Source organism: Nocardioides sp. NPDC057767 (assembly GCF_042798275.1).
GTDB lineage: Bacteria > Actinomycetota > Actinomycetes > Propionibacteriales > Nocardioidaceae > Nocardioides.
Map to the genome: position 1 here is coordinate 22,987 of NZ_JBHVKJ010000057.1, position 12,964 is coordinate 35,950.

Annotated in this window: 13 protein-coding genes; 6 read left to right on the plus strand and 7 right to left on the minus strand. The window is 69.3% G+C overall.

From position 1 onward, the window contains the following. The 4 genes from ACFVDI_RS23610 to ACFVDI_RS23625 form a co-directional block, all read right to left on the minus strand. The gene (locus ACFVDI_RS23610; protein WP_378911171.1) at nucleotides 1–1,221 is read right to left on the minus strand and encodes an MFS transporter; all 1,221 of its coding nucleotides are present in this window, start codon (nucleotides 1,219–1,221) and stop codon (nucleotides 1–3) included. A gap of 70 nt (nucleotides 1,222–1,291) precedes the next feature. Further along, nucleotides 1,292–1,765, minus strand: coding sequence for a MarR family winged helix-turn-helix transcriptional regulator (locus ACFVDI_RS23615; protein ID WP_378911174.1), 474 nt, complete (start codon nucleotides 1,763–1,765; stop codon nucleotides 1,292–1,294). Between the two features lie 111 nt (nucleotides 1,766–1,876). After that, nucleotides 1,877–2,341, minus strand: coding sequence for a glutathione peroxidase (locus ACFVDI_RS23620; RefSeq protein WP_378911176.1), 465 nt, complete (start codon nucleotides 2,339–2,341; stop codon nucleotides 1,877–1,879). Nucleotides 2,342–2,396: 55 nt separating this feature from the next. Continuing rightward, nucleotides 2,397–2,699, minus strand: a complete 303-nt coding sequence (locus ACFVDI_RS23625; RefSeq protein WP_378911178.1) for a hypothetical protein — start codon at nucleotides 2,697–2,699, stop codon at nucleotides 2,397–2,399. A gap of 189 nt (nucleotides 2,700–2,888) precedes the next feature. Between ACFVDI_RS23625 and ACFVDI_RS23630 the strand changes: the two genes are divergently transcribed. Next, complete coding sequence (locus ACFVDI_RS23630) at nucleotides 2,889–3,710, plus strand: metal-dependent hydrolase (protein ID WP_378911180.1); 822 nt, start codon at nucleotides 2,889–2,891, stop codon at nucleotides 3,708–3,710. A 16-nt stretch (nucleotides 3,711–3,726) separates the two neighbouring features. Here ACFVDI_RS23630 and ACFVDI_RS23635 read toward each other — a convergent pair whose 3' ends face one another. From ACFVDI_RS23635 to ACFVDI_RS23645, 3 genes are all read right to left on the minus strand, one after another. Next, the gene (locus ACFVDI_RS23635) at nucleotides 3,727–5,790 is read right to left on the minus strand and encodes a protein kinase (RefSeq protein WP_378911183.1); all 2,064 of its coding nucleotides are present in this window, start codon (nucleotides 5,788–5,790) and stop codon (nucleotides 3,727–3,729) included. Nucleotides 5,791–5,872: 82 nt separating this feature from the next. Next, a complete protein-coding gene (locus ACFVDI_RS23640; protein ID WP_378911185.1) occupies nucleotides 5,873–7,480 on the minus strand; it encodes a serine/threonine protein kinase in 1,608 nt (535 codons plus the stop codon). An 89-nt stretch (nucleotides 7,481–7,569) separates the two neighbouring features. Next, complete coding sequence (locus ACFVDI_RS23645) at nucleotides 7,570–9,042, minus strand: GAF domain-containing protein (protein WP_378911187.1); 1,473 nt, start codon at nucleotides 9,040–9,042, stop codon at nucleotides 7,570–7,572. Nucleotides 9,043–9,195: 153 nt separating this feature from the next. Between ACFVDI_RS23645 and ACFVDI_RS23650 the strand changes: the two genes are divergently transcribed. The 5 genes from ACFVDI_RS23650 to ACFVDI_RS23670 are packed head-to-tail and all read left to right on the plus strand — an operon-like array spanning nucleotide 9,196 to nucleotide 12,856. Beyond that, nucleotides 9,196–10,239: an amidohydrolase family protein gene (locus ACFVDI_RS23650; protein WP_378911190.1), complete on the plus strand. Its 1,044-nt coding sequence runs from the start codon at nucleotides 9,196–9,198 to the stop codon at nucleotides 10,237–10,239. Nucleotide 10,240: 1 nt separating this feature from the next. Continuing rightward, complete coding sequence (locus ACFVDI_RS23655) at nucleotides 10,241–11,002, plus strand: iron-sulfur cluster assembly protein (protein ID WP_378911192.1); 762 nt, start codon at nucleotides 10,241–10,243, stop codon at nucleotides 11,000–11,002. After that, a complete protein-coding gene (locus tag ACFVDI_RS23660; RefSeq protein WP_378911194.1) occupies nucleotides 10,999–12,033 on the plus strand; it encodes an NAD(P)-dependent alcohol dehydrogenase in 1,035 nt (344 codons plus the stop codon). The genes ACFVDI_RS23655 and ACFVDI_RS23660 overlap by 4 nt, the downstream gene beginning before the upstream one ends. 11 nt (nucleotides 12,034–12,044) lie before the next feature. Beyond that, nucleotides 12,045–12,533, plus strand: coding sequence for a DUF1097 domain-containing protein (locus ACFVDI_RS23665; protein WP_378911196.1), 489 nt, complete (start codon nucleotides 12,045–12,047; stop codon nucleotides 12,531–12,533). Further along, nucleotides 12,530–12,856 carry a putative quinol monooxygenase gene (locus ACFVDI_RS23670; RefSeq protein WP_378911199.1) on the plus strand — a complete coding sequence of 109 codons (327 nt, stop codon included), beginning with the start codon at nucleotides 12,530–12,532 and terminating at the stop codon, nucleotides 12,854–12,856. Before ACFVDI_RS23665 ends, ACFVDI_RS23670 begins: the two co-directional genes overlap by 4 nt. Nucleotides 12,857–12,964 lie beyond the last annotated feature (108 nt).

Here is a 12,964-nt window from a genome sequence, read left to right on the forward strand (position 1 = left end):
TCAGAGGCTGGCAGCCTCGTCCGGCACGCGCCCGGAGACCTTCGGGTCCCGGGCGCGTGCGGCGTTCACGAGCAGGTACGCCGCGACCGCCGCTCCCACGGCCAGCGCGATCGCCGCCGAGGCGTAGGCGGCACCGTAGCCGGCGGTGGTGACCAGGCCGGCCGCGATCAGGGTGCCGATGAACCCGCCGGCCTGCTGGGTGGTCGTGGTCAGGCCGGAGCCGATCCCGGCGTGCTCCGGCGCCAGTGCGCCCATCGCCAGCGCCGTCACCTGCGGCATCGCGAGTCCGAAGCCCATGCCCATCACGACCGCCCCCGGGAGGACGTCGAACGGGAAGCTGCCGGCCTCCGGCAGACGGACCAGGTAGAGCATGCCGACGGCGAAGCCGAGCACACCGGCGACCATGACCCGCTCGGAGCCGAACCGCTCGGCCAGCGTGGCGCTGAAGCCCAGGCTCGCGACCGCGATCACCGCGCTGACCGGCAGGAATGCCAGGCCCGTCGCGAGCGCCCCGAAACCGAGGACGTCCTGGAGGTAGAGCGTGGTGACGAACTGGAAGGTGAACCCGGCGAAGGTCAGGGTCAGCAGGATCAGGTTCGCGAGGGCGAACCTGCGCTCGGCGAACAGACCGCGCGGGAGCAGACCACCCTTGGCACCGGTGCGCGGCGTACCTTCCACCGCGCGGAGCGCGACGGCCAAGGCGATCATCCCGAGTGGGACGTTGATCAGGAAGGCCCAGCGCCACGAGGCGACCTCGGTGAGTACGCCACCCAGGACCGTCCCCACCGAAGCGCCGATCGAGCCGACGAAGGCGAGCACCGCGAAGGCGCGGAGGCGGTCACGTGCCTCGGAGTAGAGGCCCGCGATCATGCCGAGCACCACCGCCGAGGCGATGCCACCGCCGAGGCCCTGGACGAACCGCGCGGCCACCAGGGAGGCCGGGTCCCAGGCGAGACCGCACCAGGCCGAGGCGAGCGTGAAGATGCTCAGCCCGGCGAGGAAGACGGGGCGGGTCCCGAAGGCGTCGCCGGCCCGGCCCGCCGGGAGCAGAACGAGCGCGAACGCGAGGAGGAAGCCGTTGACGACCCAGGCCAGCGAGGTGTCGCCGAAGCCCAGGTCGTCGCGGATCGCAGGGAGGGCGACGGTCACGACCGTGCCGTCGAGGATCACCATCAACTGAGTTGCCGCGAGGGTCGCGAGCGCGACTGTCTTGGTCGTCATAGATACGACCATAGAAGATTGTTTGTTATGAAACAATCTATTTCTGGATATTCATTTGTGGACCTATCTCTCAGCGAGCCGACGCAGGCGCTCGGCGACGCAGCGTCATCGTGTGCGACGGCGTGGCCCACGGCCCCTCGACCAGGTGCTGCAGCGCCTCGATGAACGCCTCACCCTCGCTCGGCGCCAGGCCCTCGAGAGCCTTCTCGACCGTCGAGTTGTAGGCCTTCGAGGCCTCCTCGAGGGCTTTCGCGCCGGCCGGAGTGAGGGCGACGATGCGGGCACGGCGGTCGGCGCTCGAGACGCGTCGCTCGGCAAGGCCGCGGCGCTCCAGGTTGTCGAGGGTGGTGACCATCGTGGTCTTGTCGAGCATGGCCATCTCGGCCACGGCGTTCTGGGTGTACTCGCCCTCGGCGGCCTTCATCAGCACGCAGTACTCCCGCACCGAGAGCTCCAGGTCCGCCAACGCCTCACCGACCTGGGCTGCGAAGGCATGAGCCGATTGATTGAGCAGGAACAGCAGGTCAATACGCGGTCCAGTCATGAACCAGATCATAACGAACCATCTGATACGGAACTATCTTCTGATCAACTATCTATGCAGAACGGCGCCCGACCCCGCAGACATCGGGATCGAGCGCCGTCCGGCACCGCCTCAGAGATACTGGGCGAGGTCCGCCTGGATCTCTTCGGGCGTCACCTGCGGCTCGTAGCGCTTGACGACCTCGCCCTCGCGACCGATGAGGAACTTGGTGAAGTTCCACTGGATGTCGCCCGGCGCCTCGGCACGAAGGAACTCGTAGAGCGGAGCAGAGTTCTCCCCGTTGACATCGATCTTGGAGAGGACCGGGAACGTCACGTCGTAGGTCGTCTTGCAGAACTCCTGGATCTCGTCGTCGGTGCCGGGCTCCTGACCCATGAACTGGTTGCACGGAAACCCGATGACCTCGACACCGGAGTCGCTGGTGGCGCGATAGAGCGCCTCGAGGCCCTCGTACTGCGGCGTCAGACCGCACTTGCTGGCCACGTTGACGATCAGCAGCAGCTTACCCTTGTAGTCACTGAGCGAGAGGGTGCTGCCATCGGCGGCGTTCACTTCGAAGTCGTACGTGGTGGTCACAGGTCTCTCCTCGATCGAGTTGCGGTGCAGGGGGACAACCTTGCTCGGTCCGAGGTTATGCCCCGCGCTGATGCGGGAGGGACGAGGCCTCCTCGGCCAGACGCCGTTCCCGGGCGACCGTCATGATCGCGGCCGACATCCACTCGAGCGCCTCGGGCATCTCGAAGGCGATCTCCTCGAGCAGCGTCGGCATGTCGTGCCGCCCGACCGAGAGCAGCATCTCGCTCAGTGATCCGTCGGAGGCGGCGACCATGAACCGGAACTCGATCGCCTCGGGAGTCACCGTGGCCGCGCACCGGCTGGTCTCGAACGTCCACGGCACACGGCGGGCCTCGCCCTGGGTGCCGTGTGTCGTCATGACCGCGGATCATATTCAGGTTGCCGCCCCGACCGCACCCCTTTCGCTCCTCGGCTCATCCTTCGAACAGTGATTCGAATCTCGTCACGAGACACACCACCCCAACGCACATACAGGGCGCCGATGACCGGTACGTTCGTCCGCGGTCATTCGGCGGGGGAACACTGGAGAGGGACACAACTTCACATGATGGGCGGGCATCACGCGGCCTCTGGGGCTGCCGCGTGGATCGCAGTGACATCGTCGGCACCGATCGCTTTCGGCTGGTACCCGGGCGTCTCGGACGTGGGCGTGATGACCGGCACCCTGGTGTGCGCCGGCGCCGCGCTGCTTCCGGACGCGGACCACCACAACGGAACGATCGCAAACTCGCTGCCGCCGATCTCCGATGGCTTGACCAGGATCGTCGGGCAGGTCTCCGGAGGCCATCGGAACGGCACCCATTCGATCCTCGGCGTGCTCGCCTTCACCGGCCTGGCCTGGGGTGCCGGCACGCTCTCCATGCAGACCGAGCGCTTCGGCAGCATCCTGATCGGCCCGGGCATCATGTGCGTGCTGCTGGTCGCCTTCGCGATGAACGCGCTGAAGCTCACCCGCAGGGGAGTCATCTGGCCCTGGGTGTCCGCGGTGACGCTGGCGACGGTGATCGCGGTGTTCGCGCCCGAGGAGTGGTGGTGGATGCCGTTCTCGGTCGCCCTGGGCTGCGTCGTCCATCTCATCGGCGACTTCGTGACCACGATGGGGATCCCGTTGTTCTGGCCGATCGCACCGAAGCCGCCCAGGTGGGTCCGCCGCAACAAGTGGCTGCCCTTCGACAACATGTGGACCCGGGGCGGCAACTTCGCCCTCCCGATCCTCGGCGACGCCGGCTCGGTCCGGGAGTGGGTCGTGATGACGCCGATCAGCCTCTACGCGATCGTCGGCTTCGGCTGGGCGCTGCTGAGCCAGATGGGCTTCGACGTGGACAGCCGCTGGGAAGTCCTGGTCTCGAATCTCAGCACCCTCGTCTGACCGACGGGCTAACCGGTCAGGCCTCGACGGACCGTCGCCGCCCGCGAAGCGGGCGCACGACGAAGATTCCCGCCAACAGGGCCAGACCGGCGAGAAACGCGGCGGCGGCGAGGATCCCACTCAGGACGACCTTCGTCTGGATGCTCCGGTGCTCCTCGCCGACATCGTCGGAGACGATCAGCGTCATCGCCACGATGGTGTCCTTGAGGAGCTGGATGAAGCGGGTCATGTCCTCGGCCCAGACCTGTGCGGCAGGCCGGCCCAGACCGTGCTCCTCCAGCTCCGGGACGACGCCCTCGAGCGACCCGTCGTTGATGACCTGGACGACCGCATTCTGCGACACCACGCCCCGGGAGCCGTCCGCGAAGGTGCCGTCCGAGATCTTGTCGAGTGCCTTCTGGGTCGCCTTCGGGGCGTCGGCATAGAAGGAGCGAGAGGTGAGCTGCCAGGACGTACGCGCCTCGCTCATCGCCTCCATCGAATCCTCGTCGATCCGCCCGGTCATCAGCGCAGGCACCATGACCGCGCGCTCGATGCCCAGCGACTCGGCCGCCGACCGCACGTACTTGAGGTTGGTGACCTGCTTGTAGATCTTCTCGTTGGGGATGTTGGGCATCTCGGTCGCGAAGTCGAGCAGCTCGTAGGCCGTGTCGGTGTAGGCGGCGATGGCCGCCTCCGTGCTCGCCTTGTCGCCCTCCTCGAGATCCTTGCGATAGGCGTCGATGCCCTTGAGGACGGTGTAGGTGCGCTCGACCCGCTCCCGCAGGCTCGGCGTGTCGGCGAGGTCGATCTTGGTGATGTCGGCGTGCCACGCATCGATCGAGTCGTCGGTCACCTGGCGATAGGCCTGCCGGACCGCGTCCGGGACCTGGTCGGACCCCAGCGCGTCCCGCTCGAAGATGAGGTCCATCCCGAGCTCGTAGCTCTCCGGGAGCGCGCCCGCGATCGTCATCGCGCGGTTGGAGACCGACCGCTCCTCGAACGCGTCGACGAAGGTCAGCCCGCCCAGGACCAGCGCGATCACGACCGGAACCAGAAGCGCGCCGAGCAGCCGCGTGCGCAGCAGCCTCGGCTTCGGGGCGGCATGGGACCGAGGCGTACGTTGCACCGACTCCACCACGCCGGCGATCGCCGTCACCGGCGAGGCCAGCGACGAGGCCAGCGACGGCGAGGAGGACGAGGACGACTTGGGGGCGGCGATCGCCGCGGGTCTGGGCGCCGGCGACAGCTCCCGGCTGCCGGCCGTGATCGCGGGCACGACCGCGGGTCTGCGGGCGAAGGCGACGACCTCGCCGGCCGTGGGCCGCCGGGACGGGTCCTTGTCCAACATCGACGCCACGAACTCGTCGATGTGGGCGGGCACGGCGACGACGTCGCTGACGTGCGGAACCGGGGCGGTCACGTGCTGGTAGATCATCGAGACCGGCTCGGCGCCGGCGTAGGGAGCCCGCCCGGTGAGCAGCTCGAACGCGACGCACCCGAGCGCGTAGATGTCGCTCGGCGGGCCGACCACGGTGTCGGCGGCCTGCTCGGGAGAGATGTAGGGCAGGCTTCCCATCACGTGTCGGGTCGAGGTGAGCCGCTCGGCCTGATGGTTGGCCAGCTGGGCGATGCCGAAGTCGAGCACCCGGATCCGGCCGTCGCCGTCGTAGACGAGGTTGGACGGCTTGATGTCACGGTGGATGATCCCGGAGGCGTGGACCGCGCTGAGGGTGCGCGCGACCTGGACCATCACCTCGCCGGTCTCCTCGATGCTGAACCGCCCCTGCTTCTCGAGCCGGTCGGCCAGCGTCGGACCGGGAAGCAGCTCCATGACGAGATAGACGATGCTGCCGTACTCGGTCTGCTCGACCCCGACGTCGTGCACCTGCACCGTCCCGGGGTGGCTCGCCGCCGTCGTCGAGAGGGCCTCTCGCCGGAACCGCTCGGTCACCTTCGGGTCGGCGGAGGTCTCCACGACCTTCACGGCGACCCAGCGCTCGAGCCTGATGTCGGCCGCCTGCCAGACCTCGCCCATCCCGCCGCGGCCAAGCAGTCGGTGCAGGCGGTAGCGGCCTGCGATCGGGGGGCGCGTTCGCATGCGCATATGGTGTCGGACTCACACCCTGTGCGTCTCGTGTACGCACCGATGAAATCCGCCGATCTTCGCTGAAGTCGCCGGTTTACGCATCAACCGTTCGCTTTCGCGCGCGCAGCAGAGCGATACCGAGCCCGACGAGCACCGACAGCACGATGCCGGTGAAGATGCCCCAGCCGATCGTCTGGTTCTTCGCCTCCCGGTGCTCGCGGTCGACATCGTCGGCGAGCTGCCGAGCCGAGTCCACGACCACCTTCTTCAGGTCCTGGACGTAGCTGGCCGCATCGGCCAGCCAGACCTGGTCGACGGGCCTGCCGTCGGAGCTGTCCTTCAGCTGCCGGATCAGGTCGTCGACGTCACGAGCGTTGAGCAGGCGGATGACGGCACGCTGCGAGGAGACCGCGTAGGACCCGAACTCGAACGACTGACCCGAGATCTTGTCGAGCGTCTGCCGCGTCGCCGGGTCGGCGCGGGCATAGATCGACTGCGAGTGGGTCGCCCAGGAGTCCTGGGCAGCACTGAGATCGGCGATGCCCTGCTCGCTGATCCGCTCGTTGCGCAACGCGTTCGCCATGATCCGCCGCTCGAGTCCGAGCACCTCCGAGACGGACCCGATCAGCTCGAGGTTCCGCGCCTGCCGCGCCAGCGAGTCGTCCTGGAACGAGGGCAGCTCGGCGGCGAGGTCGAAGAGCCCGTTGACCGCGTTCGTGTACAGCTCGACGGCCACCAGCTTTCCGGACCGGTCGCCCGCCCGGGCGGCCGCGCGGATGTCCGAGAGCCGCTCGATGGCGGCGGCCGTCCGCTCCGTACGCCGCCGCAGCCCCGGGTCGCCCGTGGAGTCGAGGTCCCTGACCTCGGTCGTCCAGGCATCGATGGACCTGTCGGTGATCTGCAGGAAGTCCTCGGTCAGGTCCGCGTCGGTCCGCAGCGCGTCACGCTCTATCGAGAGGTCGAAGGCGAGCTGGAAGCTGGCCGGCAAGATGTCGGCCAGCGGACCCGCGCTCCCGACGGTCGACGCGGTGTCGCCGGCCCGGAGTGTGTTCCAGCCGCCGAGGACCAGCCCGGGCAGGACCAGCAGCATCAGCACACCCAGCAGCGTGGGCGAGAGCCGTGGGCCGGCGATGCCGGTGGGACGTACGATCCGCTTCGGCGGGGCGGAGACCCCGCTCTCGAGCACCGCTGCGACCTCGTCGGCCCGGGGGCGCTTGCTGGGGTCTTCGGCGAGCATCGCGGTCGTGATGCCGTCCAGGTGGCCGGGCACGGTCACCAGCGTGCCGACCCGCTCGGGCTGAACGCCTGCGTACGGCGGACGCCCGACGAGCAGCTCGAAGAACACCGCACCGAGCGAGTAGATGTCGCTGGCCGGGCTGGTCCGCCGGCGGTCGATCTGCTCGGGCGACATGTAGGGCAGGCCCTCACCGCCGCGCGGCGGGACTGCGCCGATCAGCGCGGTCCGGCCGTCTGGGGCGTATCCGATGGTGGCCGGCCGGATGTCGCCGTGCACCTGTCCGACGGCGTGGCCCGCGTCGAGGATGCGCGCCACCTGCGCGACGATGACGGAGGCCTGGTCAGCAGAGAATCGGTTCTCCTGGGCAAGCCGGTCGGCAAGGCTCTGACTGTTCAGAGCGGGTCCGCCCTGTCCGGTCAGATCATTCAAATGCTGGCGACCGGCGCGTGGGGGACGGATACGCATGGGTACATAGTCCCTGTTGAGCGTCGTTCCAGCCCCGGATCACCCAAGAGTTTTCTTGGACGTGGCCAAGAGTTCGACTGCCCCGTGCGCTAGCCCGGCCGGAGCCGGATCCCGTACTGCTGCACCTTCCGGTAGACCGTGGCCCGCGACATCCCGAGCTCTGCGGCCGCCTCCTGCATGGTGATGCCCGGACGGGTCAGGACGCGGACGATCTCGCCACGTTCGAAGGCATCGATGCGGGACAGCGGGCGCCTGGTGTCGGAGAGCACCTCGGCGGGGAGGTGGCGGAGGTCGATCTGGTCGCCGGCGCTCGCGGCCCGCTGGACGACGTGGACGAGCTCGGTGACGTTGCCCGGCCAGCCGTGGTCGTGCAGCGCCCGCTCCGCGGCCGGGGTCAGTGCGATCTCCCGGCCGCGCAGGCGCAGGCCCACCCGATGCGCCAGCGGCAGTACGTCCTCGGGTCGCTCCCGCAGCGGCGGCACCTCGACCACGGTGTCGACGAGGTCGGCCAGAGCCGCCGGGATGCCGTCGAAGGTGTCGGCGGTCATCGCGAACGGCACCGCGGCGACCGTCCCGGGCACCGCCTCGACGAGGAGGGCGTGCAGCCGCTCGGCGACCCACGCGGGAAGCATGTTCACGTCGCGTACGACCACCGCGGTGTCCTGCTTGGCGAGCTCCGGCGTCCACAGCGAGAGCCAGGCCTCGGCGTCGGCGGGATCGGGGGCGGACGCCGCGAGGATCCGGTCGCGGGGCCGCAGGTCGCGGAAGGCCTGCGCGACCAGCGTCGTACGTCCCACCCCGGGCTCCCCGACCACAGCGACCCGTCGGCCGGCGGTCAGGGCGTCTCGTACCTTTCCCAACGCCTCGCGCCAGCCGGAGGAGAGATCTCGGAGGCTGCCGGCGCCCGGCTCCAGCCGGGGCGCCTCGACCCGGAACACCTCGCCACGGGGAGCCGGTCGCGGGAAGCGGCCATGGGCACGGGCCAGCATCAGCGAGGCGGTGTTGCTGGCCGCCGACTGGGCCAGGGCGAGCAGCAGGTCGTGGGACGACTCCGACCAGGTGGTCAGGTTGACGCTTCCCTCCAGTCGCCCGCTGATCGGGTCGATCACCGGCGCCGCGGCGCAGGTGTAGCTGCACAGCGAGAGCGAGTAGTGCTCCTCGGCCCGGACCACGGTCGGCGTCCGGTCGGCCAGGGCGAGACCGAGCCCGTTGGTGCCGGCCGCACGCTCGGCGTAGCTGAACCCTGGTGCCAGGTGAACCGCATCGAGGTCCCGGAGCAGCTGCTGGTCGCCGCTGAGCCGGTTGAGCACCAGGCCGCCAGGATCGGTGAGCATCAGGCTGACCGGCTCGTCGACGAGGGTGCGATGGAGGTCGTCGAGCACCTCCTGCCCGCACTGGAAGAAGAGCGACTCCTGGTCGTAGGCGCCGGAGAAGACCGGGTCGACGTCCTCGACGGAGACGCCGTACTCCTGGCTGCGCTGCCAGGAGGCACGTACGCGAGGCGCCAGCGCGGCGGGGTCGACCGCCGCGGTGCGCTGCACAGGAGGATGGCGCCCGGTCATGTGATCGACGTTACATCTGGCGGTCGCGAACGGCAGTCGGGCAACGTCTCAGATTGAGACGGTCGAGGTCTCACATTGAGACGCCGCACCCCTGATCTCCACCGCGCAGCCGCCCTAGCGTCCTGTGACGGAAGCCACAGATCGGAGGACCTGATGTACACGAAAGACGGCGAGTCCTACTTCATCGTCGACGCCCACGTCGCGCTCTGGGACGCCCGCCCGGAGAACCAGCGCAACATCCACGGCAAGCAGTTCATCGACTGCTTCTACGACTACCACCGCAACCTCTCCCCCGAGTCGGAGCAGTGGCCCTACGAGGACTACCTCTACCAGGGCGGCGAGCGGCTGATGCACGACCTGTTCGAGGTCGGCTACGTCGATCACGCGATCTTCCAGCCGGCTCACCTGGGCGAGTTCTACAACAACGGGTTCGGCCAGACCGAGGAGGCCTCGGCGCTGGCCGCGAAGCACCCCGACCAGCTGACGTACAACCACCACTTCGACCCGCGCAACGGCGAGGCCGGGCTCGAGCAGCTCCACGCTGACGCCGAGCGGTTCGGGCTCCAGGGCGTGAAGCTCTACACCGCCGAGTGGCACGGGGAGTCGCGTGGCTGGAAGCTGACCGACGCGTGGGCCTACCGCTACTTCGAGGCCTGCCGCGAGCTCGGGATCACCAACATCCACATCCACAAGGGTCCGACGATCCGGCCGCTGGACCGCGACGCCTTCGACGTCGCCGACATCGACCACGTCGCCAGCGACTTCACCGACCTGAACTTCGTCGTCGAGCACGTCGGTCTCCCGCGCCTGGAGGACTTCTGCTGGATCGGCACCCAGGAGCCGAACGTGCACGGTGGGCTGGCGGTGGCGATGCCGTTCATCCACACCAGGCCGCGCTACTTCGCCCAGATCATCGGGGAGCTCGTCTACTGGATCGGCGAGGACCGGATCCAGTTCTCCTCCGACTACGCCCTCTGGACGCCCAAGTGGCTGATCGAGCGGTTCGTCGACTTCCAGATCCCGGAGGACATGACCGAGTACGCCCCGCTCACCGTGGCGCAGAAGAAGAAGATCCTCGGTCTCAACGCGGCGAAGATGTACGACCTGGAGGTTCCCGCCGAGCTGCGCCTGCCCGCGGCCGACGAGACCGCCACCGGTCCCCGTGAGCCCGAGCACGCCGACCTCGCGGCGGTGTGACATGGCGTTGCTGACCTGCGAGAACACCCGCGAGACCCAGGCGTACGCAGCGCTGGGCTCGGTCGTCGACCCCGAGCTCGACGAGCCCATCACCGATCTCGGCTTCGTCCGCTCGCTCACCGTCACCTCGACCGGATTCGCGACCGGCTCGATCGAGGTCCACCTGCGGCTGCCGACGTCGTTCTGCTCGCCCAACTTCGCCTACCTGATGGCGAGCGACGCCAAGGACGCGCTGACCGCGCTGCCGTGGACCGACGACGTGGTCGTCGAGCTCGACGACCACCACGACTCCGACCTCATCAACGCCGGTCTGGCGGCCGATGCCGGCTACCTCGGCACGTTCCGCCACGAGGCCGAGACGTCGCTGGACGAGCTGCGGACGACGTTCCACCGCAAGGCCCACACGGCAGCGCTCGAGCGCTGCCTGACCCGGCTGCTGAGGGGGCAGCCGGACCTGGCCGAGGACGCCGTGGGCGAGGTCCGGCTCGGGGACCTGCCCGACGACGAGTTCACCGCCGCACTCCGGCGGCGCCGGGCGGCCCTCGGGCTGCCCGACCTGCCGGAGGCGTACGTCCTGGTCGACCACGCCGGGGAGCGACCCGGCGACGTACCGCTGGCGTTGCGGAGGGCGCGTTCGACCCGGATCTCGATCGACGGCAACGCCCACTTCTGCCGTGGGCTGCTGGCGACGCGCTACGGCGACGAGGTCACCTCGCCCGCCTTCGTACCCCTGACCGACCTTCACCGAGAGGGAGCATCATGAGCACCATGCGAGCCGTCCAGGTGGTCGGCTACCACCAGCCCCTGGCCATGGCCGAGGTCCCGGTCCCCGAGCCGACCGGTCCGTTCGACGTCATCGTCCGGATCGGCGGCGCCGGCGTCTGCCGCACCGACCTGCACATCCTCGAGGGCCAGTGGGAGGAGAAGTCCGGGGTCACGCTGCCCTACACGATCGGCCACGAGAACGCCGGCTGGGTGCATGCGGTGGGCGATGCCGTCACCAACGTCGCCGAGGGCGACAAGGTGATCCTGCATCCGCTGATCACCTGCGGGCTGTGCCGCGCCTGCCGATCGGGCGACGACGTGCACTGCGAGCTGAACCAGTTCCCCGGCATCGACACCAACGGCGGCTACGCGGAGTACCTGAAGACCTCCGCGCGCTCGGTGGTGAAGATCGACGACTCCCTGGAGCCGGCCGACGTCGCCGCCCTGGCCGACGCCGGGCTCACCGCCTACCACGCGGCCGCCAAGGCCGCCCGCCGGCTGACCCCGCGCGACCGGTGCGTGATCATCGGCGCCGGCGGACTCGGCCACATCGGCATCCAGGTCCTCAAGGCGCTCAGCCCGGCCGAGCTGATCGTCGTCGACCGCAACCCGGAGGCGGTGAAGCTGGCCCTGTCGATCGGTGCCGATCACGGCGTCGTCGCCGACGGCACGCAGGTCGACCAGGTGCTGGAGCTGACGTCCGGCGCGGGCGCGGAGGTGCTCGTCGACTTCGTCGGCGAGGGCGGCGCGACCGCGGAAGGGGTCCGGATGCTCCGCCGCGCGGGCGATTACCATGTGGTCGGCTACGGCGAGAACATCGACGTCCCGACCATCGACATCATCTCGACGGAGATCAACTTCGTCGGCAACCTGGTCGGCTCCTACAACGACCTGTGCGACCTGATGGCGCTCGCCGCCCGCGGCGCGGTCACCCTGCACACCCAGAAGTACGCGCTCGACGACTTCCAGACCGCGATCTCCGACCTCGACGACGGCAGGGTCCGCGGCCGCGCGATCCTGGTCCCCTGAGAGGTGACGACATGAAGAACCTCATCGGGATCGGCATCTCGGTCGGAGTGCTCGCCGGCATCTGGACCCAGGTCAGCATCGAGCTCGCGCTCATCACCTGGGTCGGGTTCGTCGCCTGGGCCTGCTACTTCGCGGCAGGAGGTGGACGCGAGGGCTTCCGGAAGGGCCTCGCGGCCAACCTGGCCGGCGCGCTGTGGGGATATCTCGCGAGCCTGGTCCTGACCTACGCCACGTTCACCGGTGCGGTGGCCCTGGTCGTCACGGTCGTCGCGTTCATCCTGTGCCTGCAGGCGGCGGTGGACCTGCTGTCCTTCATCCCCGGGGCCTTCGCCGGCACCGCGGTGTTCTTCGGCACCTCGTTCGACCTCGGCGGCACACTCATCGCGCTCGTGGTCGGTGCCGTGCTCGGCTGGCTCTCCGACATCGCCGGCCGGCGGATCCAGGCCGCGGTCGAACGAGCCGGTCAACCGATCCCCTCGACACCCAGGAGAGTCCGATGATCTTCATCGCCGCCCGCTTCCGCATCAAGCCGGAGTACGCCGAGGACTGGCCGGCCATCTCCGGCCCGTTCACCGAGGCCACCCGGGCCGAACCCGGCAACCTCTGGTTCGACTGGGCCCGCAGCCTGGACGACCCCGACGAGTACTTCCTGCTCGAGGCCTTCGTCGACGACGAGGCCGGGGCCGCCCACGTCACCTCGGCCCACTTCAAGCACGCCCAGGAGGAGCTGCCGCGCCATCTCGCCGAGACGCCGCGGATCGTCAACACCAACGTGCACGGTCAGGAGTGGTCCGAGCTCGGCGAGTTCGCGGTCACCGCCTGACGACCGACAGGGCCCGCGCGGCCCGGGGGTTTTAAGGGCGAGCGGGGCCCGCGGGGCGCGAGCGCCCGCCCGCCCCGCGCCCCCCAAAAGGGCGGGCGGGCGCAGCCC

What these genes read in the sequence shown, in the direction of transcription:
- ACFVDI_RS23650 (WP_378911190.1), top strand. Translation starts at nt 9,196, where the DNA reads ATGTACACGAAAGACGGCGAGTCCTACTTCATCGTCGACGCCCACGTC.
- ACFVDI_RS23625 (WP_378911178.1), bottom strand. Translation starts at nt 2,699, where the DNA reads ATGACGACACACGGCACCCAGGGCGAGGCCCGCCGTGTGCCGTGGACG.
- ACFVDI_RS23635 (WP_378911183.1), bottom strand. Translation starts at nt 5,790, where the DNA reads ATGCGAACGCGCCCCCCGATCGCAGGCCGCTACCGCCTGCACCGACTG.
- ACFVDI_RS23660 (WP_378911194.1), top strand. Translation starts at nt 10,999, where the DNA reads ATGAGCACCATGCGAGCCGTCCAGGTGGTCGGCTACCACCAGCCCCTG.
- ACFVDI_RS23630 (WP_378911180.1), top strand. Translation starts at nt 2,889, where the DNA reads ATGGGCGGGCATCACGCGGCCTCTGGGGCTGCCGCGTGGATCGCAGTG.
- ACFVDI_RS23615 (WP_378911174.1), bottom strand. Translation starts at nt 1,765, where the DNA reads ATGACTGGACCGCGTATTGACCTGCTGTTCCTGCTCAATCAATCGGCT.
- ACFVDI_RS23610 (WP_378911171.1), bottom strand. Translation starts at nt 1,221, where the DNA reads ATGACGACCAAGACAGTCGCGCTCGCGACCCTCGCGGCAACTCAGTTG.
- ACFVDI_RS23665 (WP_378911196.1), top strand. Translation starts at nt 12,045, where the DNA reads ATGAAGAACCTCATCGGGATCGGCATCTCGGTCGGAGTGCTCGCCGGC.
- ACFVDI_RS23645 (WP_378911187.1), bottom strand. Translation starts at nt 9,042, where the DNA reads ATGACCGGGCGCCATCCTCCTGTGCAGCGCACCGCGGCGGTCGACCCC.
- ACFVDI_RS23640 (WP_378911185.1), bottom strand. Translation starts at nt 7,480, where the DNA reads ATGCGTATCCGTCCCCCACGCGCCGGTCGCCAGCATTTGAATGATCTG.
- ACFVDI_RS23670 (WP_378911199.1), top strand. Translation starts at nt 12,530, where the DNA reads ATGATCTTCATCGCCGCCCGCTTCCGCATCAAGCCGGAGTACGCCGAG.
- ACFVDI_RS23655 (WP_378911192.1), top strand. Translation starts at nt 10,241, where the DNA reads ATGGCGTTGCTGACCTGCGAGAACACCCGCGAGACCCAGGCGTACGCA.